Origin of the sequence: Thioalkalivibrio thiocyanodenitrificans ARhD 1 (genome assembly GCF_000378965.1) — a bacterium.
Lineage (GTDB): Bacteria > Pseudomonadota > Gammaproteobacteria > Ectothiorhodospirales > Ectothiorhodospiraceae > Thioalkalivibrio_A > Thioalkalivibrio_A thiocyanodenitrificans.
Genome location: NZ_KB900536.1, coordinates 1,461,095 through 1,483,452, shown reverse-complemented (window position 1 = coordinate 1,483,452; position 22,358 = coordinate 1,461,095). Strand labels below are relative to the sequence as shown.

At 65.6% G+C, this 22,358-nt stretch carries 21 protein-coding genes; 11 read left to right on the top strand and 10 right to left on the bottom strand.

All coding sequences use genetic code 11. The features are described 5' to 3' along the window. Positions 1–52: 52 nt before the first annotated feature. Positions 53–391, top strand: a complete 339-nt coding sequence (locus tag THITHI_RS0106965; protein ID WP_018232359.1) for a P-II family nitrogen regulator — start codon at positions 53–55, stop codon at positions 389–391. 77 nt (positions 392–468) lie between these two features. Here THITHI_RS0106965 and THITHI_RS0106960 read toward each other — a convergent pair whose 3' ends face one another. Together THITHI_RS0106960 and THITHI_RS18610 are read right to left on the bottom strand one after the other, a co-directional pair. Continuing rightward, on the bottom strand, positions 469–990 hold the full coding sequence (locus tag THITHI_RS0106960) for a nitroreductase family protein (protein ID WP_018232358.1): 522 nt from the start codon (positions 988–990) through the stop codon (positions 469–471). Positions 991–1,030: 40 nt separating this feature from the next. After that, complete coding sequence (locus tag THITHI_RS18610) at positions 1,031–1,795, bottom strand: outer membrane protein assembly factor BamD (RefSeq protein WP_018232357.1); 765 nt, start codon at positions 1,793–1,795, stop codon at positions 1,031–1,033. Between the two features lie 215 nt (positions 1,796–2,010). Here THITHI_RS18610 and rluD point away from each other — a divergent pair, with 215 nt between their 5' ends. The 6 genes from rluD (at position 2,011) to THITHI_RS18605 (ending at position 10,974) form a co-directional block, all read left to right on the top strand. Then, positions 2,011–2,979 carry a 23S rRNA pseudouridine(1911/1915/1917) synthase RluD gene (gene rluD, locus THITHI_RS0106950; RefSeq protein ID WP_018232356.1) on the top strand — a complete coding sequence of 323 codons (969 nt, stop codon included), beginning with the start codon at positions 2,011–2,013 and terminating at the stop codon, positions 2,977–2,979. Positions 2,980–3,118: 139 nt separating this feature from the next. Beyond that, positions 3,119–4,336: an IS256 family transposase gene (locus THITHI_RS0106945; protein WP_018232355.1), complete on the top strand. Its 1,218-nt coding sequence runs from the start codon at positions 3,119–3,121 to the stop codon at positions 4,334–4,336. Between the two features lie 340 nt (positions 4,337–4,676). Further along, positions 4,677–8,180 carry a molybdopterin-dependent oxidoreductase gene (locus tag THITHI_RS0106940; RefSeq protein WP_018232354.1) on the top strand — a complete coding sequence of 1,168 codons (3,504 nt, stop codon included), beginning with the start codon at positions 4,677–4,679 and terminating at the stop codon, positions 8,178–8,180. 11 nt (positions 8,181–8,191) lie between these two features. Beyond that, positions 8,192–9,319, top strand: a complete 1,128-nt coding sequence (locus THITHI_RS0106935) for a 4Fe-4S dicluster domain-containing protein (RefSeq protein WP_018232353.1) — start codon at positions 8,192–8,194, stop codon at positions 9,317–9,319. 11 nt (positions 9,320–9,330) lie between these two features. Continuing rightward, a complete protein-coding gene (locus tag THITHI_RS0106930) occupies positions 9,331–10,164 on the top strand; it encodes an ethylbenzene dehydrogenase-related protein (protein WP_018232352.1) in 834 nt (277 codons plus the stop codon). Positions 10,165–10,167: 3 nt separating this feature from the next. Then, entirely contained in the window at positions 10,168–10,974 is an 807-nt protein-coding gene (locus tag THITHI_RS18605; protein ID WP_156820492.1) for a TorD/DmsD family molecular chaperone, read from the top strand. 63 nt (positions 10,975–11,037) lie between these two features. Here the strand turns inward: THITHI_RS18605 and THITHI_RS0106920 are convergent, their stop codons facing one another. The 4 genes from THITHI_RS0106920 to THITHI_RS0106900 all read right to left on the bottom strand — a co-directional run bounded on the left by THITHI_RS0106920 (position 11,038) and on the right by THITHI_RS0106900 (position 15,407). Next, on the bottom strand, positions 11,038–11,757 hold the full coding sequence (locus THITHI_RS0106920; protein WP_018232350.1) for an anaerobic ribonucleoside-triphosphate reductase activating protein: 720 nt from the start codon (positions 11,755–11,757) through the stop codon (positions 11,038–11,040). 180 nt (positions 11,758–11,937) lie between these two features. Then, complete coding sequence (gene nrdD, locus THITHI_RS21085; RefSeq protein ID WP_018232349.1) at positions 11,938–12,105, bottom strand: anaerobic ribonucleoside-triphosphate reductase; 168 nt, start codon at positions 12,103–12,105, stop codon at positions 11,938–11,940. A 17-nt stretch (positions 12,106–12,122) separates the two neighbouring features. Further along, on the bottom strand, positions 12,123–14,183 hold the full coding sequence (locus THITHI_RS0106910; protein WP_018232348.1) for a ribonucleoside triphosphate reductase: 2,061 nt from the start codon (positions 14,181–14,183) through the stop codon (positions 12,123–12,125). 606 nt (positions 14,184–14,789) lie between these two features. Beyond that, positions 14,790–15,407 (bottom strand): TatD family nuclease-associated radical SAM protein, encoded by a 618-nt coding sequence (locus THITHI_RS0106900; protein WP_018232346.1) that lies wholly within the window; start codon positions 15,405–15,407, stop codon positions 14,790–14,792. 432 nt (positions 15,408–15,839) lie between these two features. Here THITHI_RS0106900 and mog point away from each other — a divergent pair, with 432 nt between their 5' ends. The 4 genes from mog to THITHI_RS0106880 all read left to right on the top strand — a co-directional run bounded on the left by mog (position 15,840) and on the right by THITHI_RS0106880 (position 18,468). Beyond that, entirely contained in the window at positions 15,840–16,394 is a 555-nt protein-coding gene (gene mog, locus THITHI_RS0106895) for a molybdopterin adenylyltransferase (protein ID WP_018232345.1), read from the top strand. Between the two features lie 447 nt (positions 16,395–16,841). After that, positions 16,842–17,321, top strand: a complete 480-nt coding sequence (locus THITHI_RS0106890; protein ID WP_018232344.1) for a hypothetical protein — start codon at positions 16,842–16,844, stop codon at positions 17,319–17,321. Positions 17,322–17,327: 6 nt separating this feature from the next. Beyond that, on the top strand, positions 17,328–17,957 hold the full coding sequence (locus THITHI_RS0106885) for an SCO family protein (protein WP_018232343.1): 630 nt from the start codon (positions 17,328–17,330) through the stop codon (positions 17,955–17,957). A gap of 4 nt (positions 17,958–17,961) precedes the next feature. Next, positions 17,962–18,468, top strand: coding sequence for a copper chaperone PCu(A)C (locus tag THITHI_RS0106880; protein WP_018232342.1), 507 nt, complete (start codon positions 17,962–17,964; stop codon positions 18,466–18,468). A gap of 277 nt (positions 18,469–18,745) precedes the next feature. Here the strand turns inward: THITHI_RS0106880 and THITHI_RS0106875 are convergent, their stop codons facing one another. Genes THITHI_RS0106875 through THITHI_RS0106860 form a run of 4 tightly spaced genes read right to left on the bottom strand, consistent with a single transcriptional unit; the run spans position 18,746 to position 22,351 of the window. Next, a complete protein-coding gene (locus THITHI_RS0106875; protein WP_018232341.1) occupies positions 18,746–19,255 on the bottom strand; it encodes a nitrous oxide reductase accessory protein NosL in 510 nt (169 codons plus the stop codon). Between the two features lie 45 nt (positions 19,256–19,300). Then, positions 19,301–20,131 (bottom strand): ABC transporter permease, encoded by an 831-nt coding sequence (locus tag THITHI_RS0106870; RefSeq protein ID WP_018232340.1) that lies wholly within the window; start codon positions 20,129–20,131, stop codon positions 19,301–19,303. Further along, positions 20,124–21,056, bottom strand: a complete 933-nt coding sequence (locus tag THITHI_RS0106865; RefSeq protein WP_018232339.1) for an ABC transporter ATP-binding protein — start codon at positions 21,054–21,056, stop codon at positions 20,124–20,126. Before THITHI_RS0106865 ends, THITHI_RS0106870 begins: the two co-directional genes overlap by 8 nt. Further along, positions 21,053–22,351 carry a nitrous oxide reductase family maturation protein NosD gene (locus tag THITHI_RS0106860; protein WP_026186124.1) on the bottom strand — a complete coding sequence of 433 codons (1,299 nt, stop codon included), beginning with the start codon at positions 22,349–22,351 and terminating at the stop codon, positions 21,053–21,055. Before THITHI_RS0106860 ends, THITHI_RS0106865 begins: the two co-directional genes overlap by 4 nt. Positions 22,352–22,358: the final 7 nt, after the last annotated feature.

The following is a 22,358-nucleotide window of genomic DNA, read 5'->3' as shown; positions in this document are numbered from 1 at the left end:
TCCAGTTCACCGGCCAGGTCGGGTTTCGGCATTTACTTCGGAGAGAGACCGCATGAAAAAGATCGAGGCGATCATCAAGCCCTTCAAGCTGGAGGACGTACGCGAAGCGCTCATGGAGATCGGCGTCACGGGCCTCACCGCCACCGAGGTGAAGGGCTTCGGCCGGCAGAAGGGCCACACGGAGCTCTACCGGGGTGCCGAGTACGTGGTGGATTTCATCCCCAAGGCGAAGCTGGAGGTGGTGGTGGACGACGATCGTGTGGAGATCTGCGTCGATGCCATCGTCAAGGCGGCCCGCACCGGCAAGATCGGTGACGGCAAGATCTTCGTCACCCCCGTGGATCGGGCGGTACGGATCCGTACGGGGGAAGAGGGGAGCGAAGCGCTTTGACGAAGTGAGAAGTTGGAATTGGGAAGTGCGAAGTCGACGTTGACCTGACTTCCCACTTCCCAATTCGCACTTCCGACTTACCTGTAGGACACCAGTTCATCCAGCCGGCGCCGGGGTGTTACCTCCGGAAGCTCGGCAGGATAGCCCACGCACAGGAGCGCGATGGGGCGCCGGTCACCGGGAAGTCCGAGCACGCGGCGCACTTCCTCTTCATCGAAAAAACCCACCCAGGTGGAGCCCAGCCCCGCGGCCACGACCGCCAGCTGTGCGTATGCCGCCGCGATGGTGGCGTCCTGAAGGGCGTACAGGTTGCGGCCGCGATCTCCGTACTTGCGGGCTGAGCGCTCGCCTTCGGCGCAGAACACGAGGGCCACGGGCGCTTCGGCGATGAACGCCTGATCGTGGGCGGCCCGGCACAGGGCATCACGCAAGGCCTGATCCTGCACGGCCGTGATGCGGTATGCCTGAAGGTCTCCGGCGGAAGGGGCCGCGACGGCCGTTTCGAGGATGGCGTGAAGCTTCTCGGCTTCCACCGGCATGTCTGCCTGGTAGCGACGGATGGAGTGGCGATGGCGGACAGTCTTGAAGAAATCCCACATGATCCCGGCCCCTGTGGCTGATGCGGCGGTTGGCTTTGTCTCAGCTGCCCCGCAGGCGTGCGGCCCGCGCTGCGTCGTTTACCTCCAGTACTCGGAGCGCATCCTCGGCCAGGTCATCCAGCTCCAGTTCCCGGTAAGCGCGCACCATGATCTCGAGGGCGTCCAGCGTGACGTCGCTTTCGTGGTAGCGTTCCACCACCATGCGTCCGCGCTGGGCCGCCGCGAGCCAGGCGCCCCGGCGCATATAGAACTCCGCCACGTACAGTTCATGGCCGGCCAGCATGTTGCGCAGGTAGATCATGCGTTGCCGGGCGTCATCCGCGTACGGGCTGTCCGGGAAGTTGCGCACCAGGGTGCTGAAATCCTCAAAGGCCTGGCGCAGGGGCTCCGGGTCGCGCTCCCGGACGTCTCGTGGAAACCAGCGGTCAACGAACCCCTGATGCCGCTTGGCATTGACCAGGCCCTTGAGATAGTAGGCATAGTCGACGTAGGGGTGGCGCGGATTGATCTGGATAAAGCGGTCGGCAGCGGCAAGCGCCATGTCGGGCTCGTCGGCCCGGTAGTAGGCATAGGCCACCTCCAACTGGGCCTGCTGGGCGAAGCGGCTGAACGGGTAGCGGGCCTCCAGGCTCTCGTAGTACCCGACGGCCTGATCGAAATTGCCGCGGTCCAGGGCTGCCCGGGCCTCGCTGTAGAGTTGGCTCGGTGACCAGTCCCGGGTGGGATCCTGGCGGTTGGTCCCGCAGCCGGCGATCAGGGAAATGGAGAGCAGGGCGGCAATGGCGGCGAGGGTGATCTGGCGCATGGAAGTCATGGGGCACCGGGGCTGAAGTAATGTGGTGCAGTATACCGCACCCGTGTCCGGTCCCACAGAGATGCTGCTCCCCGGGGCCTGCCCGATGGGCGGGGGAAAGGCGCCTCCGCGCTGCATGGGCGCAGGACCCTGCAGGCCGCGGACGCAACGCCCCGGCGGGTCCGTACAGCCGCGCTGCGCGGTAGGATAGGGGCAGGATAAACACGATGCAGGGGGGCGCCAGTTTGTCGGGCGAACACGAGATCATTGATCTGCAGGGACAGGTGCCCGATGACATGGCCGGGCAGCGGCTGGACGCCGTGCTGGCGCGCATGTACCCGGACTATTCCCGCAGCCGCATACAGCAGTGGATCCAGGCCGGTTGGGTGCGCGTGGACGGCGAGATTCCCCGCCCCCGGGATGCGGCCCGCGCCGGGGCAAGGGTGGTCATCCGGGCCCGGACAGAGGCGGCATCCCGTGACCTGCCCGAGCCCATTCCCCTGGACGTGATCTACGAGGACGATACCCTGCTGGTGATCAACAAGCCGCCGGGACTGGTGGTGCACCCGGCCGCCGGCAACCGGGCCGGGACCCTGGTCAATGCCCTCCTGCACCATGCCCCCGACCTGGCGGTCCTGCCCCGGGCGGGCATCGTGCATCGTCTCGACAAGGAAACCTCCGGACTGCTGGTGGTGGCGCGCACCCTGGAGGCCCATACGGATCTGGTGCGCCAGCTCCAGGCACGCGCCGTGGGCCGCGAGTATCTGGCGCTGGTCCAGGGGGTTGTGGTGGCCGGCGGCACGGTGGAGGCCCCCATCGGCCGTCATCCGGTGGATCGCAAGCGCATGGCCGTGGTGACCGGCGGCAAGCCTGCCGTCACCCACTACCGCGTGCAGGCGCGCTTTGCCGCGCATACGCTGCTGCGTGTGAACCTGGAGACCGGGCGCACCCATCAGATCCGGGTGCACATGGCGCATATCCATCACCCCATCGTCGGCGATCCTGTCTACGGGGGACGCCTGAAACTACCTGCCGGCCTGTCGGCAGCCGCCCGGGGAGCGCTCAAGGCCTTTCGCCGGCAGGCCCTGCACGCGGCGCGCCTCGAACTGGTTCACCCGAAAACAGGCGAATCGATGGCCTGGGAAGCACCGATGCCGGAAGACATTTCTAGGCTCCTTCGGAGCCTTGAAGGTTGAAGGTTGAAGGTTGAAGGTTGAAAGAGGGCAGCCGGCGCCGCCATGAGGGGCGGGGTATTACCGGCTACACTCGGGACTGTAATTAAATCTGTGTAACTGCTTGTTTCTGTTTATGGTAGCTGAAACGGGAGGCAAGCAGATGCAAGAACAAGAGAAGAAGGAGTTGGCGGCGCGCCTGGCCAAGGGGATCAAGACGGAGAAGGATCTCAGTGATTTCAGCGCTGAGCTGATGAAGCTGGTGGTGGAAACCGCGCTGGGCGCGGAGATGGAGGCGCACCTGGGCTATGCCAAGCACGACCCGGCTGGGCACCACAGCGGCAACAGTCGCAACGGATTCAGCCGCAAGACGCTCAAGGGCAGTCACGGGGAGGTCGAGATTGCCACGCCCCGGGATCGCAACGGCAGCTTCGAGCCGCGGCTGGNGGGCAAGGGCCAGACGCGGCTGACACAGTTTGATGATCAGATCCTGGCGCTCTATGCCCGGGGCATGAGCACGCGCGACATTGTCTCGGCCTTTGAGCAGATGTACGGGGCGCAAGTGTCTGCGAACCTGGTCTCGCGGGTCACCGAGGCGGTGATCGAGCAGGTTGAGGCCTGGCAGAACCGGGTGCTCGACGAGGTCTATCCCATTGTTTTTCTGGATTGTGTGGTGCTCAAGGTGCGCCAGGACCGGCGCATGGTGAATAAATCGATGTACCTGGCGCTGGGNATCAACACCGAGGGCGAGAAGGAGTTGCTGGGGCTGTGGCTGGCCGAAACCGAGGGGGCGAAGTTCTGGCTCTCGGTGCTCACCGAGCTTAAGAACCGGGGGGTCAAGGAGATCTTCATCGCCTGCGTGGACGGGCTGAGCGGCTTCCCCGATGCCATCGAGGCGGCCTTCCCCCATGCGCGGGTGCAGCTGTGCATGGTGCACATGGTGAGAAACAGCGTGCGCTACGTCTCCTGGAAGGAGCGCAAGGCGGTGTGCCGAGACCTGCGCCAGATCTACCACAGCGCGAGCGCCGAGCAGGCCGAGGCGCAGCTTGCTGCCTTTGAGGCCGTCTGGGGCGAGCGCTATCCCAGCATTGGGCCGATCTGGCGCCGGCACTGGGCACAGGTGATCCCGCTGTTTGATTATCCGCCCGAGATCCGCAAGGTGACCTACACCACCAACGCCATCGAATCGCTCAACAGCGTCATCCGCAAGGCCACCAAGAACCGGCGTGTCTTCCCCAGCGATGCCTCGGCGATGAAGGTGGTATTCTTGGCCGTGCAGAGCGCCTCAAAGCGCTGGACCCGGCCCATCCAGAACTGGAAGGCCGCCATGCATCGATTCGAAATCGAACATGGCGAGCGAATCCGGGCCACTCAGGGATAGGCAGTTACACAAAAAGAATTACAGACTCCATTATCATCCTGCCCTGCCACCTGCCACCTGCCACCTGCCACCTGCCACCTGCCACCTGCCACCTGCCACCTGCCACCTGCCACCTGCCACCTGCCACCTGCCACTTGCCACTTGCCACTTGCCACTTGCCACTGCCCTTAAACACTTCCCATTTCTCATCTCCCGTCTCATGGCATTCTGCCGTCCCTGAATTGACTTAGGTCAACAATCCGGCCGGGTGTGTCCCCGGATTCCATGCAACCTGCTAGGTACTTCCGATGCGTGCGCCTTATCTGCGTATAAGAAAAACGATTGACCGGAGATTGCGACCATGGTTGACCGTTTCGATGGGGTATCCCTTTCACGCCGCCGTTTCCTGAAGCTGGCGGGCGTCGCGGGCTTCGGGGCCCTGGCGGCGCCTGGTGAACTGCTGGCACAGTTTCGCTATCTGGCGCCGGTGAAGGTGGACAATCCGCTGGCCGCGTATCCGGACCGCGGCTGGGAGCAGATCTACCGGGACATCTACCGCAGCGATGGCTCCTTCGTTTTCACCTGCGCCCCCAACGACACCCACAACTGCCTGTTGCGTGCCTATTACAAGAACAAGGTGCTCACGCGCATCGAGCCCACCTACGGCTACAGCAAGGCCACCGACCTCTACGGCAACACCGCCTCCTCCCGCTGGGATCCGCGCTGCTGCCAGAAGGGGCTGGTGCTCACGCGCCGGCTCTACGGTGACCGTCGCGTACGCGGTGCCTTCCTGCGCAAGGGGTTCAAGGAATGGGTGGACAAGGGTTTTCCCCGCGACCGCCGTACGGGCATGCCGCCGAAGGAGATGCTCAACCGCGGCTGGGATTCCTGGGTCAAGGTGTCCCACGAGGAGGCGGCCCGCTATCACGCGAAGGCGCTGGCCAATATCGCCGAGACGTACTCGGGGGATGCCGGGCGGAGTTACCTGGAGGCGCAGGGCTATCACCCGTCCATGATCGATGCCATGGAGGGTGCGGGCACGCGCACCATGAAGGTCCGCGGTGGTATGGCGAAGCTGGGCGCGGCGCGCCTGCTGGGCACCTTCCGCATGGGAAACAGCCTCGCGCTGCTGGATCATCACGTGCGCGGCGTGGGGCCCGGCGAGGCGAAGGGTGCCGGGGCCTGGGATTCCTACTCCTTCCACACGGATCTGCCGCCGGGGCACACCATGGTGTGCGGCGACCAGACGAACGACTTCGAGTTCCACGACGCAGAAAACGCCGAGCTGATCGTCATCTGGGGCATGAACTGGATCTGCACCAAGATGCCGGACAGCCACTGGCTTACTGAAGCGCGCCTCAAGGGGACCAAGACTGTCGCGGTCACCGTGGAATATTCGGCCACGGCCAACAAGTGCGATGAGGTGGTGGTGATCCGCCCCGGCACCGATCCGGCGCTGGCACTGGGCATGGCCGGCGTGATCATGCGCGAGGGCCTCTACGACAAGGACTTCGTGCGCCGCTATACCGACCTGCCCGCACTGGTGCGCATGGATACCCTGGAACATCTCAAGGCCCGCGACGTGTTTCCCGGTCACAAGGAGAGAAAGCCGGACAACTGGACCCATATCCTCAGCGAAGCCGAAAAGGAACCCCCTGTCCACCAGCAGAACGGCCGCTACATCCCCCATGCCCTGAAGGACGAGTTCTCCGATTTCGTTGTCTGGGACAGGAAGACCGGGAAGCCGGTGGCCGTGGGCACGGACCAGCTGGGCGACCACTTCGATGCCCTGGGGGTCGATCCGGCGCTCGAAGGCAGCTTCCAGGTGAAGACGGCGGACGGCGGGACAGTCGAGGTTCGTCCCGTCTTCGACCTGACACGGCAGTACATCGATGACAATCTCACTCCCGCGCAGGTGGAGGCGATCACGTGGGCCCCGAAGGAATCCGTGGAAAGCCTGGCGCGCGACATCGCAAGGCATGCGGGCAAGACACTGATTCCGTGCGGCATGGGCCCGAACCAGTTCTGGAACAACGACAACAAGGACCGGGCCATCTTCATGCTGGTGGCTCTCACCGGCAGCGTGGGCCGCCACGGCGGCAACATCGGCAGCTACGCGGGCAACTACCGCGTGACCCTGTTCTCAGGGGCCGGCCAGTGGACCTCGGAAGATCCCTTCAACGTCCAGCTCGATGCGCACGGCACGGTGTCCACGCGCAGCACCATCCGCTACGAATCGCTGCATTACTGGGCCAACGGCGAACGCATCATGCAGGCCGGCGACAAGGTCATCACCACCGGCGGCCACGTGCCCACGCCTACCAAGGCCATCTGGCAGACCAATTCCAACTCCAGCCTCGGTAACCAGAAGGGCCATTACGACGTCGTCAACAACACGCTGCCCAGTTGCGAGGTGGTGGTCTACAACGACTGGTGGTGGACGGCCTCCTGCGAGTACAGCGACATCGTCTACGGCGTGGACTCCTGGATGGAGTTCAAGTATCCGGACATGACGGCGTCCAACACCAACCCGTTCCTGCAGGTCTTCCCGGCGACGCCGCTGCGGCGCACCTACGAGACCGTGCACGACCTGGAGACCTACCTGCTGGTGGGCCGCGCGCTCACCGGGGTCACCGGCGACCGGCGCTTCACCGACATGTGGCATTTCGTGGAGGAAAACCGGGTCGATGTCTACCTGCAGCGGATCCTGGATCACTCGGCCAACCTGCGCGGCTACCGCTTCCACAACCTCAACGGTCTGGCGCGGCAGGGCATTCCGGCGCTGGTGAACAACCGCACCTATCCGCGCATCTTCAGTTACGAGCAGGTCAGCGAATCGAAGCCCTGGTACACGAAGACGGGGCGCCTGGAGTTCTACCGCCCCGAGCCCGAATTCATCGAGGCGGGGGAGAACCTGGTGGTCTACCGGGAGCCTTCTGATGCCACCTTCCATGAACCCTGCGCCATCCTGGCGAAGGATCATCCGGCGCTGAGACCGAAACAGCCGGCGGACTGGGGGATTGCTGCCGATGATCGCGGTCACCAGTCCCGGCAGATGCGCAACGCCCTGTTCGACGGCGAGGCGCTCCTCAAGACGAAGCACCCGCTGCTTGATCAGGGCTTTCGCTACGTGTTCCACACGCCCAAGTACCGGCATGGGGCGCACACCACGCCCATCGATACCGACTACATGATGATGCTCTTCGGGCCCTTCGGGGACATCTACCGCCGCGACAAGCGCATCCCCGGCACCAGCGAGATGTACGTGGACATCAACCCCTCCGATGCGCAGGCGCTGGGCATCGCCGATGGCGATTACGTATGGATCGACGGGGATCCCGAGGAACTGCCCTTCCGCGGCTGGCAGGATGAGGGCAAGGAGGAGGCCTACCGGGTAGCGCGGCTCATGGCGCGGGCGCGCTACTACCCCGGCACGCCGCCCGGGATCACGCGCATGTGGTTCAACGGCTACATGTCCACGCCGGGTTCCGTGAAGGGTCACAGCACCCGCGAGGACGGCATCGCCAAGAACCCGGAAACCAACTACCAGGCCATGTTCCGCTACGGCGGACACCAGAGCCTGACCCGCTCCTGGCTCAAGCCCACGCACCAGACCAACACCCTGGTGTGGCGCAAGCTCTTCAGCCATGTGCAGGGCCAAGGCTTCGCCGCGGACGTGCACTGCGTCACCGGGGCGCCCCGCGAGGCCATGGCGAAGATCACGCGGGCCGAGCCGGGCGGTATCGGCGGGGAGGGCCTGTGGCGGCCGGTGACCCTCGGGCTTCGGCCCGCCTCCGAGAGCGAGGCCCTGAAACGTTACCTGTCGGGCGGCTACGTGAAGGCCGTCGCGAAGCGACAGTCCTGAGGAGATCCGATATGCCGAGCGTCTACAACTGGCAACTGGGCCGGGAGATGGAATACCCCTACGAGGGCATGCGCCCGCGCCGGCAGTTTGCCATGATCCTCGACACCAACAAGTGCATTGCGTGCCAGACCTGCACCGTGGCCTGCAAGACCACCTGGACCGCGGGCCGCGGCCAGGAGTACATGCTCTGGAACAACGTCGAGACCAAGCCCTACGGCTACTACCCGCTGGGATGGGACGTGAACATTCTCGACCGCCAGGGTGTGCAGACGATGGACGGTCCCGTCTACCACGGCAAGACCCTGTTCGAGGCGGCCCCGGAGGGCGAGGTCGTGCTGGGCTACCGGCCGAAGGACGAGGACTACGCCTACCCGAACGTCGGCGAGGACGACTGTACCGGTGAGATGGGTCAGGGGGCATGGCTGAGCATGCCGCACATGCAGTGGATGTATTACCTGCCGCGCATCTGCAACCACTGCACCTATCCCGCCTGCCTGTCCGCCTGTCCTCGCAAGGTGATCTACAAGCGCGAGGAGGACGGCATCGTGCTCCTGGATCAGAACCGCTGCCGCGGCTACCGGGAGTGCGTGACCGGTTGCCCCTACAAGAAGGTCTTCTTCAACCCGATGACGCGGGTATCGGAGAAGTGCATCGGCTGCTACCCCGCCATCGAGAACGATCGACAGACCCAGTGCACCATCACCTGTATCGGCAAGATCCGCCTGCAGGGGTTTATCACCACACCGGATCAGGCCCGGGAAGACAATCCCATGGACTACATCATCCACGTGGCGAAGGTGGCGAGGCCGCTCTATCCCCAGTTCGGCCTTGAACCGAACACCTACTACATCCCGCCGGTGCACGTACCGCCGGAGTACCTGCGGCAGATGTTCGGCTGGGGCGTGGAGGAGGCCATCGATACCTACCGGCGCGCGCACGAGGACCCGAAGCTGCTCGCCGCGATGCTGCTCTTCGGCGCCACGGCGGAGATCATCCATCACTTCCGGATCGAGGGCGGCACGGTGATCGGTTTCAATGACAAGGGCGCGGAGGTGGTCCGGGTGCCCATGAAGGAGCCGACGTACATCCGGGAGGCCTATGACGCGCGCTTCGACACCTGGCGGACCAATGTGACCTGAGGTGTACGCACATGTTGCAGCAGACACTCGCAAAGGGAACCGCGGCGCTTGCGGCGCTGTTTCTCGCAGCGGCAGCCGGGGCGAACGGCATCAGCGCCGTCGCCGTGGACGCGCCCGGGCCGCTCAAGGACCCGGAGGCGGCCTACTGGGCGAACGCCCCCGCGGCGCAGGTGACCATGCATCCCCAGATCGTGACCCTGCCGCATCACCCGGACATCGCGGTCACCGAGCTCGCCGTGCGCGCCGTGCACAACGGCCGCTGGATCGGCGTGCTCGTGGAGTGGCAGGATCCGAAGCCGGAAGACATCCTGCGTTCCGACAGCTTCGGCGACCAGGTGGCGGTGCAGTTTCCCGTGCAGTCCCCTGCCAGCCCCATGATGGGCAACCCCGGCGGGCTGGTGAACATCCTGCAGTGGCGGGCCGCCTTCCAGCGCGACCTCTCGGAGGGCCAGGCGGATATCCGGGATCTCTATCCCTATGCGCTGGTGGACGTCTACCCGGACGAGGTGCTCAACCTCACGGATGCGCGCGCCTATACGGGCGGGCTCGGCGTGGACAATCCCGTCTCCCGTCCGTTCGACAGCCCGGTGCTCGACCAGGTGGCCAAGGGCTGGGGTACGCTCACGGTCAAGCCGGTCCAGCAGGCCGACGGCTGGGGCGTGTGGAAGGACGGTCGATGGCGGGTGGCCATCACGCGCCCTATGACGCCCCAGAACCCCGGTGACCCGGAGTTCTCGCCCGGTATCGAGACCACGGCCGCCTTTGCGGTATGGAACGGCACTCGCGGCGAGGTGGGCGCGCGCAAGGCGTGGTCCAACTGGGTGCCGCTGACCGTCGGGGAATGATCCGTGAGAGTCGAAGCGCGCGATGATTCGTCGATGCAGGTTCAGGCAATGCTTGATCGCAGCTACCGGTGCGGCACATTGGCCCCCTTGTTCGCCTATCCGGAGCCGGGACAAAGCGAAGCCCTCTACAGGTCGCTGGCAACGTTCATGACACGCTGGGACGCGGAAGAGGGCGAAGCCCGGCGCGCCCTGGCCGCGTTCGTGTCCGCCTGGGATGACGGGGAGGGTGAAGCACTGCGTGCCGAGTATGCACGACTGTTTCTCGGGCGCACACCCTGTCCGCTGCACTCCGCGGCCTACGGCAGTGCCGGGATGCTTGCGGGACCCTCCGCCGAACTGGCGGACGTGAGTGGTTTCTACCAGGCATTCGGTATTGATGTCCGCGAGGACGCCCCCGAGCGGCCGGACCACCTGGCCGTGCAACTGGAGTTCTACGCCACCCTGTTGGCCAAGGAGGCGTACGCGTGCTTCAACGGCTGGTCCGAGCGCGAGTCGGTGACCCGCGATGCCGCGCGGGACTTTCTCAACGATCACCTGGGGCGCTGGCAGGGCGCGCTGACCGCGCGGCTGGTACGCAACGATGCCGCCTCACCCTTCCCGGAGGCCGCCCGGTGGCTGGATCGTTTCCTGGAGCGGGAATGCCGCGTTCGTGATGTGGTGCCGCGACCCTTCGGCGAGCCGGTGGACGATCACATGCAGTCGGATTGCCTGGTCTGCCCTGATAAAGGCAGTGGCAAGTCTCAAGTCTCAAGTGGCAAGGAGAGTCACCCTTACCCCGGCTCTCTCCCTGAGGGAGAGGGAGGAGTATAAGACCCCCTCCCCACGACGCGGGGGAGGGTTGGGGGGCTTGCCACTTGAGACTTGCCACTGCCTTCATCTCACTTCCACCTCGGGCACATGGGCCCGCAGGCGCTCCAGCAGGGCGGGGTCGTCCAGCGGGTCCGCCAGGTGCACCGGAGGTGGTCGGCATCGCTGCAGGACGTGGCGCATGACGCCCCGCGCCGCCAGCCAGCGGGTCATCTTTTCGAGCTGTACTCCATCGAGCAGCGACGGGTCCACGGTGGTGCGAAACTCGTGATCCACGCCGCTCGCCATCAGCAGGTGGGCGCTCTCGGCCGCGCGCGCGCCGCTGCCGGGCACGCCCGTGATGCGCGCGTACTCCTCCAGCGGGGCCTTCAGGTCGAAACCCACCCAATCCACCAGGGGCAGCACCCGGGCCAGGCGCTCGGGGTAAGGCCCGCCGGTGTGCAGGCCGGTGAGAAAGCCCATCTCGCGCGTCTCCCGCAGGGCCTGCCCAAGGCCGGACTGCAGCGTGGGTTCGCCACCGCTGAAGACCACCGCGTCCAGCAGGCCGCGGCGGCGTTCGAGGAAATGGAGCACATCGGACCAGGGGCGGTCGCCGGTCCCCCGGGGGATCAGGTGCGGGTTGTGGCAATAGCCGCACTGCCAGGGACAGCCCTGGCAGAAGACCACCGCCGACAGGCGGCCTGGCAGGTCCAGGGTGGTGAGCTGTGTCAGTCCGCCCACAGAGAGTTCCGGAACCTCACCGGGGCGGCCCATGGCTTTGTGGAACTCCGTGACGGGTGATGACATTGGGTGAATCCGGCTGTTCAGACATGAAGAAACTTTGCTGGGCATCGCGCTCGCCGGGATGGCAGGCATACAGGGAACGCACGTTGGTCGATCTGCAGGCCGGATAAGGCGCAACCGCATCCGGCATGCCCGGGCAGTGGCCGGGGGATGCGCTGCGCTTATCCGCCCTACGTATTGCGCTTACGCGGCCCTGTGTTCGCGGAAGTGTTGCCGCTCCCCGTGCTCGCTCTTCTTGCCGGGGTTGAACTCGGCCACGGGGCGGTGATACCCCATCACGCGGGTCCAGACCTCGCAGCGCTGGCGTTCCTCGTCACGCAGTTCGGAGTGTTGCATGGTCACTTGCTGCATCGTTCTCGTCTCCTCTTTCAGTTGAGATGGGCGCTCTCGGCGCTTTCGGCTCGTTTGCGTTCCAGGATCTCCGCGTCGCATTTCGGGCAGAACGCGTGTTCCCCGGAGAGGTAACCGTGGGTCGGGCAGATGGAGAAGGTGGGCGTCACCGTGATGTAGGGCAGCCGGAAGCGCTCCAGTGACCGCCGCACCAGCGCCTTGCAGGCCTCGACGCTGGAGATCTGCTCGCTCATGTAGAGGTGCAGCACCGTGCCTCCGGTGTAGCGGGTCTGCAGGGCGTCCTGCATCTCCAGGGCCTCGAAGGGGTCGTCGGTGTAGCCCACCGGGAGCTGGCTGGAATTGGTGTAGTAGGGCCCATCGTCGCTGCCCGAATGGAGGATGTCCGGGAAACGGCGCTTGTCCTCCTTGGCGAAGCGATAGGTGGTGCCCTCGGCGGGGGTGGCCTCCAGGTTGTACATGTGGCCGGTCTCTTCCTGGAATTCCGTCAGCCGGGCGCGCACGTGGTCCAGCAGTTCCACGGCGAAGGCATGGCCCCACTCGCTGGCAATGTCGTGCTCGTCGTGGGTGAAGTTGCGGATCATCTCGTTGATGCCGTTCACGCCCAGCGTGGAGAAGTGGTTGCGCAGGGTGCCGAGATAGCGCCGGGTATAGGGGAACAGGCCCGCGTCCATGTGGTGCTGGATCACCTTGCGCTTGATCTCCAGGCTGTTGCGCCCCAGCTCCAGCAGGGCATCGAGGCGGGCGAAAAGCCCTTCGCGGTCGCCGCGGAACAGATAGCCCAGGCGCGCGCAGTTGACCGTGACCACTCCCAGTGAACCGGTCTGCTCCGCCGAGCCGAACAGGCCGTTGCCGCGCTTGAGCAGCTCGCGCAGATCGAGCTGCAGCCGGCAGCACATGGAGCGGATCATGTTGGGCTTGAGTTCCGAGTTGAGGAAGTTCTGGAAGTAGGGCAGGCCGTAGCGGGCGGTCATGTGGAACAGGCGGTCGGCGTTGTCCGACTCCCAGGGGAAGTCGGGGGTGATGTTGTAGGTAGGGATGGGGAAGGTGAACACCCGGCCCCGGGCATCACCCGCGGTCATGACCTCGATGTAGGCCCGGTTGATCAGGTCCATCTCCTCCTGCAGATCGCCGTAGGTGAACGGCATCTCCTCGCCGCCGATGATCGGCACCTGCTCGCGCAGGTCCTCGGGACACACCCAGTCGAAGGTGACGTTGGTGAACGGCGTCTGGCTGCCCCAGCGCGAGGGGACGTTGAGGTTGTAGATGAACTCCTGGATGCACTGCTTGACCTGATCAAAGGGCAGCTGGTCCTTGCGCACGAAGGGGGCCAGATAGGTGTCGAAGGAGCTGAAGGCCTGGGCGCCCGCCCACTCGTTCTGCAGGGTGCCGAGGAAGTTGACCATCTGGCCCACGGCGCTGGAAAGGTGCTTCGGGGGTCCCGCCTCGATCTTCCCCGGTATGCCGTTGAATCCCTCGTGGAGCAGGGTACGCAGCGACCAGCCGGCGCAGTAGCCTGCCAGCATGTCGAGATCGTGGACGTGGATGTCGCCCTCGCGATGGGCCTCGCCGATCTCGGCGGGATAGACGTGGCTCAGCCAGTAGTTGGCGATCACCTTGCCCGACACGTTGAGGATCAGTCCACCCAGGGAATAGCCCTGGTTGGCATTGGCGTTCACGCGCCAGTCCTGGCGGTGCAGGTACTCGTTCACGGAGGTTGCCACGTCCACCAGGGTGCGCCGATCCTGGCGCAGTTGCTTGTGCTGTTCCCGGTAGACGATGTAGGCCCGCGCGGTGCGGAAGTGATCGGCGCTGATGAGCACCTGCTCGACAACGTCCTGGATCTGCTCGATGGCCGGCGCCTCGCCCTGGAAACGGTGGGCGATGACCTTGACCACCTGCGTGCCCAGGCGGCGTGCCTCTTGCGCGTCGAACTCCTCCGTGGCCGCCCCCGCGCGGCGAATGGCCGAGATGATCTTCTCCCCGTTGAAGGATGCCCGCTGGCCGTTGCGCTTGACGACGCTGGTGGGCAGGTGGACCGGGGCGCCGGCCCCCTGTGCGTGGGCGGTACTGGGTGTCATCGCGTCTCCCCCTTGAGGTGGTGCGGCCCGGTCGGTTTCGTGCCGGGCCATTCTTGGAAGAGACTATATAGTGGGGTCGAGACGCTCCTGCACCCCAATATCTTGGGTTCATTGATCTGGATCAACTGCCAGGCGTGTTTCCTGTCCATGCCGGTTTCCGGGCCCGGAAGTTCACCCCGACCTGTCCGGAGTACGCACCCGCCGCGCCCGCTGGGTGCCTTGTGCTTCGAGGCCGCACGGCCGATTGGAAACGACGACAGGCACCGCCTTGCATCCGCGCCATTCGGGGGCCGCCGGGCATGCCTCGGCCGCGGATGGCGGGCAAGGTGCCCGGCGGATGCGCTCCGCTTATCCGCCCTACGGCTGCCGGGGTCTCCCCGTAGGAGCCCGGTCCCCCGGGCGAAGAATGATCCACCGGTGCCGGCCCGGATCGCCCAGGGGACTGGGCACCTATGGTGCGGGGGGGGTGTTTGCCTTTCACGCCATGGGCAAGGTGCCCGGCGGATGCCCTTCGCTTGTCCGCCCTGCGGCTCTCAGTTTTTCTGTGAACAACCTGGTGGAATTGCACAGCCGCGCTGAATGGCAAGATATTTACGGGACACGACACTAGCCAACGTCATCGAGCACGCGGCGGCGGAAGTGGACGCCGAGAGTCCGGGCAATCGCCTCGCAGGCAGCGATATCCAGCCCCGGGAGGCCGTCGATGGCGGTGAGGGTTACCTCCGGCACGTGGCGCTGCGCCCGGAGCACGAAATCCTGCACGGCCGTCCAGGCGCCCGCATGCAGCGGTCGGCAGTGGCGGTCGTAGACGGCGGCATTCTGGCCGTTGAGGGAGACCGACAGGGCGTCCACCAGGCCGGCCAGGCGGGGGGTGACGTCCTCCCCGTGCACCAGGTTGGCGAGGCCGTCGGTGTTGATGCGTACCCGGCGGGCGCCCGCCGCCCGCACGGCGGCGGCCACCCGGAGCACCTCGTCCAGGCGCAGGGTGGGTTCCCCCAGGCCGCAGAAGACCACCTCGTCCCACGTCCCGGGATCCTGCCCCGCGGCGGCGATCATCTCCCCGACGTCCGGCTCGTCGCGTATGCGCAGGCCGTGCCCCTTCACATCCCAGACCTTGTTGAACTTGGGGCAGAAGGCGCAGCGCAGGGTGCAGCGGTTGGTGACGTTGATGTAACGCTGGTTGCGGATGGTGTAGCCCACCACGGGCGCGTGAGTTTCATGCATGGGTTTCTCCGCGGGGTGCCGGGATTGCACTGGAAAACATGGCGCCATCACGAGGCTCACGAAGGGGCAAAGGGCGTGAAGGTTACGGGACGATCTCTCGCCAGGAACGCCGCGCACGCCCGGGAATCAGAAAATGCGTAGGTTGGGGTGAGCCGCGCGAACCCCAACAGCATGGGCCGGGATCAGACATCGGATGTTGGGGTTCGTTCCTCACCCCAACCTACCTGTTGGCCGGGTTTCCGGGCGTGCGCGGCGTTCCTGGCGAGAAAGAAGCTTTATTTCGCGCCCGTCGTGATGTTCGTAACTTCACATATTATCCGGCCGGCGACGGTAACCGCCTTGCGCCAGGTCAAGCCGCCGTGATTGACCCGGGTCACCGCTCCGGCCATCGTAGCGGGTATGGTTTCGCTACATGCCCGGAGAGACGTATCCATGCAGCAGTCGTCACCCGCACGAATCGGCATTCTCACGGTCTCGGACCGCGCCAGTCGCGGCGAGTACGAGGACCGGGGCGGTCCCGCCATCCGCGCATGGCTCGAACAGGCGCTGGCCAGCCCCTGGGCGCCGGCGGCGCGCATCGTGCCCGACGAGACAGACCTGGTGGCCGGGGCGCTGCGCGACCTGGCTGACGGGGAGGGCTGCTGCCTGGTGGTGACCACGGGGGGTACCGGTCCGGCCTCGCGGGACATCACCCCGGAGGCCACCGAACAGGTGTGTGACAAGCTCATGCCCGGTTTCGGGGAGCTGATGCGCTCGGTCTCCCTGCAACATGTTCCCACAGCCATCCTGTCCCGCCAGACCGCGGGCATCCGCGGCCGCTGCCTGATCATCAACCTGCCGGGCAAGCCCTCGGCCATCGCAGAATGCCTGGAGGCGGTCTTCCCCGCCGTGCCCTACTGTATCGACCTGATCGAGGGGCCGTATCTGGAGACGCGGGAGGACTTCGTTCAGGCATTCCGTCCGGCCCACGCCCGGCGCGGGGCTTGAGGGTTGGGTGTTATACGAGGGAGTGTTTTTTTGCCACAGAGGTCACAGAGGGCACAGAGAAAAGCATGGGTCGGGGTGCCTGCCAGTCCGCGTGGCATGGCCAGCGAACGAACAATCCCTGTTTCTTCTTTCCTCTGTGTCCTCTGTGACCTCTGTGACCTCTGTGGCCAAAATCAGCATACCCATGGCCGCCACGCACTGCGGGGCCTTCTGTGGCAAATCACACACCACGGCGTGGCAGATGCCCCATCGATGCGCCGGGCCGGATGCGTGATCGGTCTCAAGTGACTGTTTCCCGGGCGCTTCTCCCGGGTAGGAGTCTGGCATGGTTCTCGCAATGTGATACTGGCGAAGTCTGCCGGGGTGTCTGAACCGAACCGCCGTCGCGATGGAGCAGTCTATTGCGGGGACCATGGTTTTCCCGAATGACGAACCGGAACAAACCCCATGCCCCGTCTCACTGTCCTTTCGTTTGCCGCCCTGATCCTGCTCGTGCTGCTGGCCTGGTTGCTCCAGCCCCGGTTGGCGGCTCTGCTGGATGACGGCGACCAGCCGCCCGCGTGGCTGGCGGAGGCCGACGGCGACTGTGACCTGCACGCCGGCCCCTGCCGCGTGTCCCTGGAAGGCGGCGGCTGGGTGGAACTGGAGATCGAGCCGCGCCCGATCCGCATGCTGTATCCGTTCACCATCCAGGTGCGCCACGAGGGTGTTGCCGCAGAAACCGTGTCGGTGGACTTCAGCGGCAAGGAGATGGAGATGGGCTTCAACCGCCCGCGGCTTCAACCAGTGGAGCCCGGCATCTTCCGCGGCGACGGGCTGCTGCCCATGTGCGTGCTGGAGCGCATGACCTGGCGGGTGCAGGTGCTGATGGACAGTGCGGCGGGCCGTGGTGTGGCCGTGTATCACTTCGAGACAACCCGGGACTGAGGAACGATGGCCGGTCGAATCATGCTTGAACGCGGTTTGTGGATACTGGTGGCGGCCCTGCTGGTTGCGGTGGTGTGGGTGGCATTCTTTCTGCCCGAGGCGGAGGAGACCGCTCAACCCCCTCATCGGGCGTTGCCCTTGGCCGCCGAGCCGGTGGGCGGGGATTTCCGCCTCTCTCGGGAGGGGGAGTCCTTCGAGCTGGCCGAGCATCGCGGCAAGGTGGTGCTGCTCTACTTCGGCTACACCTACTGTCCGGATGTCTGTCCCACCTCACTGGTCTTCATGCGCCAGGCCCTGGAGCAACTGGAGCCCGATCAGCTCGAACAGGTTCAGGGGTTGTTCGTCAGCGTTGATCCCGAGCGCGACGACCCGGCGCGCCTGGACGAATACACCCGCTTCTTTCATCCGGGCATCATGGGCGCGAGCGGTACCCACGAGCAGTTGCAGCATGCAGGCCGCCTCTACGGCGCCGCCTGGCAGCGCACGGAGACCGGGTCCGCCATGGGCTATGCCGTTGACCACAGCTCCAACACCTACGTGATCGACCGCGACGGGCGGCTCGTGGAGATCCTGCCCCACGGGAGCGACGCCGAACAGATTATTGCAACCGTTCTTCCCTTGCTGACAGAGGACTAGATAGATGAAGCGATTTCTGATGCACACCCTACTGCCGGCCGCGCTGCTGCTTTCAGTCGGCGCGGTCCAGGCGGGCAGCCACGGCCATGACGCGGGCGCCTCCCACCCGGTCAAGGTGCACATGCCCTTCGTGCGCCTGATGCCGCCGGGCCAGCCCAATACCGCCGCCTTCATGACCCTGGAGAACACCGGCGGGAAGGACCTGGCCGTGGTGTCCGCCGAGAGCGGCGTCTCCCGCGTGGTGGAGCTGCATACCCATACCATGCACGAGGGTGTGATGCGCATGCGCGAGATCGAGCGCATCGAGGTCGCGGCGGGCGCGCGCACGGAGCTCAAGCCCGGCGGCCTGCACGTGATGCTCATCGGCCTGCACGAGCCGTTGCAGGAAGGGCAGGTGGTGGAAGTGACCCTGGTCTACGATGACGGTTCGCGCCAGATGATCCACGCCCCGGTGCGTGATCCCGGCGACATGATGCCGGGCCAAGGGCATGGCCACGGCATGAACCATTAGCGGTTCGTTTCTTCACCGGCCAATGGCTTTTCACCACGAAGCGCACGAAGTTGTAAGGAATATTTCTCTTGCCAAGGCGCAAAGTCCGCCAAGGAACTCGAAGGATGCGTAGGTTGGGGTGAGCAGCGCGAACCCCAACAGCATCGGCAGGGGTCAGGCATCGCATGTTGGGGTTCGTTCCTCACCCCAACCTACCTGATTTCCGGTTTTCCCGGGGCGCTTTGCGTCTTGGCGCGAGAACAATTGCGCTTCGTGGTGAAACAAATGCCTCCCGGCGTCAGCCCAGGTTGCCGCGCAGATTGTCCCAGTTGAGCTGGTCGAATTCCAGGACCTGTCCGCCGTGGCGTTGCGCGAAGGCCTCCGCATCGGCCCGCTGCGAGAACGGTGCGGGGGAATGCCCCATGGCGCCCTGACGGTCGTGGCCCATCACGTAGACGGCGTCCCGGGCTTCCATGTAGATATCGTCGGAAGGCTCGTCCCAGTCGGTACGGGACAGATCATGCACGAAGAGTCTATCGATGGCGGGTACGGATTCCGGCTGCCAGGACCACGCCAGCATGTCCTGCACGGAGCAGAACGGCAACAGGCGGCGGTCGCGCAGGCAAGCCTGGCCCTTGGGGCCGGGGAAACGCACAATCGTCATGCCGCACAGGGCGCACTCGTGCTCGTCTGTGAGCAGGATCGGTGAACAGCCCGTGGCCGCGCTCTCCCGGTCACCGCCGCAGGCCACCAGAGTCAGTGTGGGCAGGGCGGCGAGCAGAGCGAGGACCTGACGTCGTGTGGGCATGGCGATGAATCTCCTGTGCGAGGGAAGACGCGGACAAGGGAACGTTCAGGTACGCCGCGCGGCGAACAATGCCGCGGCCGCCCCCAGCGGCACCGCGATCCAGGCCACCAGGATGCCGAGCAGCAGCGAAAGCGGGTAGTCCTGATCCTGGAATACGCTCAGCAGGCCGCTGCTAGTCGCGGTTTCCTCGAAGCCGATCAGATTGACCAGGCGGAACACGTCGGTGGGGTTGAGCAGCAGCAGCAGGCGGAACACTCCGCCGTCGACACGCCCCTCGGTGCCCACCAGCACGCCCAGCAGCACCAGGTCGTAGACCAGTACGAACAGGAACCACACCAGCAGGGCGAGCCCCGCCGCCCTGGCCTTCTCCCGCGTGACCACGCTCACCAGGTAGGCCAGTGCCAGGAAGGTCAGCCCCAGCAGGATGGCACTGGCGATGAACAGGCTGAACGGGCCCGTGAGATTCGCGAACGTGGCCTGTTCCGCCAGCAGTCCGATCAGGACGGCGGCAATACCGAAGCCGAGCGCCGTGGAAAGCGCCAGGATGGCCCCGTGGCCCAGGAACTTGCCGGCCAGCAGGCCGGTGCGGCTGAGCGGATAGGTCATGAGCAGCAGCAGCGTACCCTGCTCGTCCTCGCCGACGATACTGTCGTAGGCGAGCATCAGGGCGATGAGCGGGATCAGGAATACCGCGAGACTCGCCAGACTGACGATGGTGGTGGAGATGCGGGTAAAGCCCACCTCCCCGGAGGCGGCGGCTCCGAACCATGCCAGTCCCATGGCCAGCAGCGCAAAGGCCAGGGTGATGGCCAGGATCCAGCGGTTGCGCATGCCGTCGCGGAACTCCTTGCCGGCCACGATGAAGATCTCACGCATCGCCTTGTCCTCCGTTGCGGCCTCTGGCATCGAAGTAGGCGTAGAGCGAGTCGAGGGTGGGCGGCTCCATGCTGATGTCGCTGAGTTGCTCTTCGGCCAGCAGGGTGCGCAGCACGTCCAGCTTCTCCGACGGCGCGGTGTTCAGGTGCGCACGCCCGTCACCGTTGGTCATCACCTGTACGCCGCGTTCCACGAGCCGGCCGCGCAGCGCCTCGCTGATCTCTTCGCTGCGCACGTGGATGCGCAGCGGCAGGCCGGCCTCCTGGCGCAGGGCGTCGATGGTGCCCCATGCCAGCAGCCGCCCCTCGCACAGGATGGCGACCCGGTCGATGTGGCGCTCCACCCCCGGCAGCACGTGGGAGCTGAGGATCACGCTGGTGCCCTTGCCGCGCAGTTGGTCGATCATGCCGTAGACGTCGCGCACCGCCATCGGATCCAGCCCCACGGTGGGCTCATCGAGCAGCAGCAGGCGCGGCTCGCCAAGCAGGGCCTGGGCGAGCCCGAGGCGCTGGCGCATACCCTTGGAGTAGGTGCGCACCCGACGCCTGGCGGCGTGACCCAGGCCCACGCGTTCCAGCAGCCGGTCCGCCTCGGGCACCGGCACGCGCTTGAGGCGTGCGAAATAGCGCAGCACCTCGCAGCCGCTCAGGTTGTCGTAGAAGCTGACGTTCTCCGGCAGGTAACCCAGTTGCAGGCGCAGGTTGCGGGCGTGGTGGCCGCGCGGATCCTCGCCGAGCACGCTCACCCGTCCGGCGGTGGGCGCCAGGATGCCGAGCACCAGCTTCATCATGGTGGACTTGCCCGCGCCGTTGTGCCCCAGCAGGCCCAGCACCTCGCCGGCCTCCACCGTGAGGCTCAGCCCCTTGAGTGCCTGCACCGCGCCGAAGCGGCGCTCGACCTGTTCCAGACATACGATGGGGCTCATCCCAGTTCCTCCAGAGAACGGGTCGGGCGCATCAGGGGGGCGCTGTCCTTCACGCCCGGCGGGCGCAGGACGGGAAAGGTGCGTTGCACCCAGCGCAGGAGCTGTATGGCGGGGCTGTTCATCAGTACACGCGCCATGGGGTATTTCCAGAGCAGCCGGTCCACCGAGTCATTGGGTTCGTGGGGCACGTCGCCGATACCGTCGCCGCTCAGGTCCCATCCCACATAGTCGCTCCAGTAATTGCCGCGGCCCTCCACGGACCATTCCTGTTGGCGCGTGGCCACGTACATGACCTGGCTGCGGTTGTTGACCAGCGCATTGTCGTGGATGCGGTTGCCCTCCGATCCGGCGGTGAGGTGGATGCCGATGTCGGTGCTCGCCACGAGATTGTCGCGGATGACGTTGTGCTGGGAATTGTATACGAACAATGCCTTGCCCTCGGCCCCGGCGATGGTTTGCCCGCCGGTGCCCGGTGTGGTGCCGTGGCGAATGCCGATCGCCGTGTTGCCCTCGATGGTGGAGTAGGTGATGTCGTTGAGCAAGAAACCGTAGTTCTCGTCGCCCATCGCGCGGTTGCCCACCACCTTGAGATTCCGGGAGGCCATCAGGGCGAAGCCCGCCCTGTTGTCCCGGGTGCGGTTGCCCATCACCTCGTTGTGATGCGAGAACATGTAATGGATGCCGTAGCGCTGGTCATGCAGGGTGTTGCCCAGCAGCCGATTGTGGTCGCTCACGTCAATGTAGATGCCGTCGCGGGTCTCCCGGACGACATTCCCCGCGACGATGGCGTGGTTGACGTTGAACAGGTGGATACCGTTTCCGCGATCCTGGGAGCGCAGCGCCGTGTCTCCGCTGATGCGATTGTCCGCCACGACCGCGTGGGGTGTTCCGTCCAGCCAGATGCCGAAGCCGCGGGCGTGGATGCGGTTGCCGATCAGGCGAACGCGCTCGGCCTGTTTTTCCACGAAGATGGCGGCGTCCATCGCGGTGAGATCGGCGCCGCCGTTGCGCAGGGTCAGGCCCTGTATCACCACGTCCGGGGCCGCTACCACCAGTACGCGGCCCTTTCCGTCGCCGTCGAGTACGGCGTCGGCCTCGGCCGTGAGTCTCATGGGGGTTTCGACGCGCACACCGCCCGGGTGGGACCCGGATTCGAGGTGCAGCCAGGCACCCGGCCGCGCGTCCGCAAGCGCCGTGGCAAGCTGGCCCGGGGCGATGCGCAATGGGGTGTCAACGGCATGTGCACTGCCGGTCCAGAACAGGGCCAGCAAGGCGAGTATTCGGATAGTTCTCATGGGGATG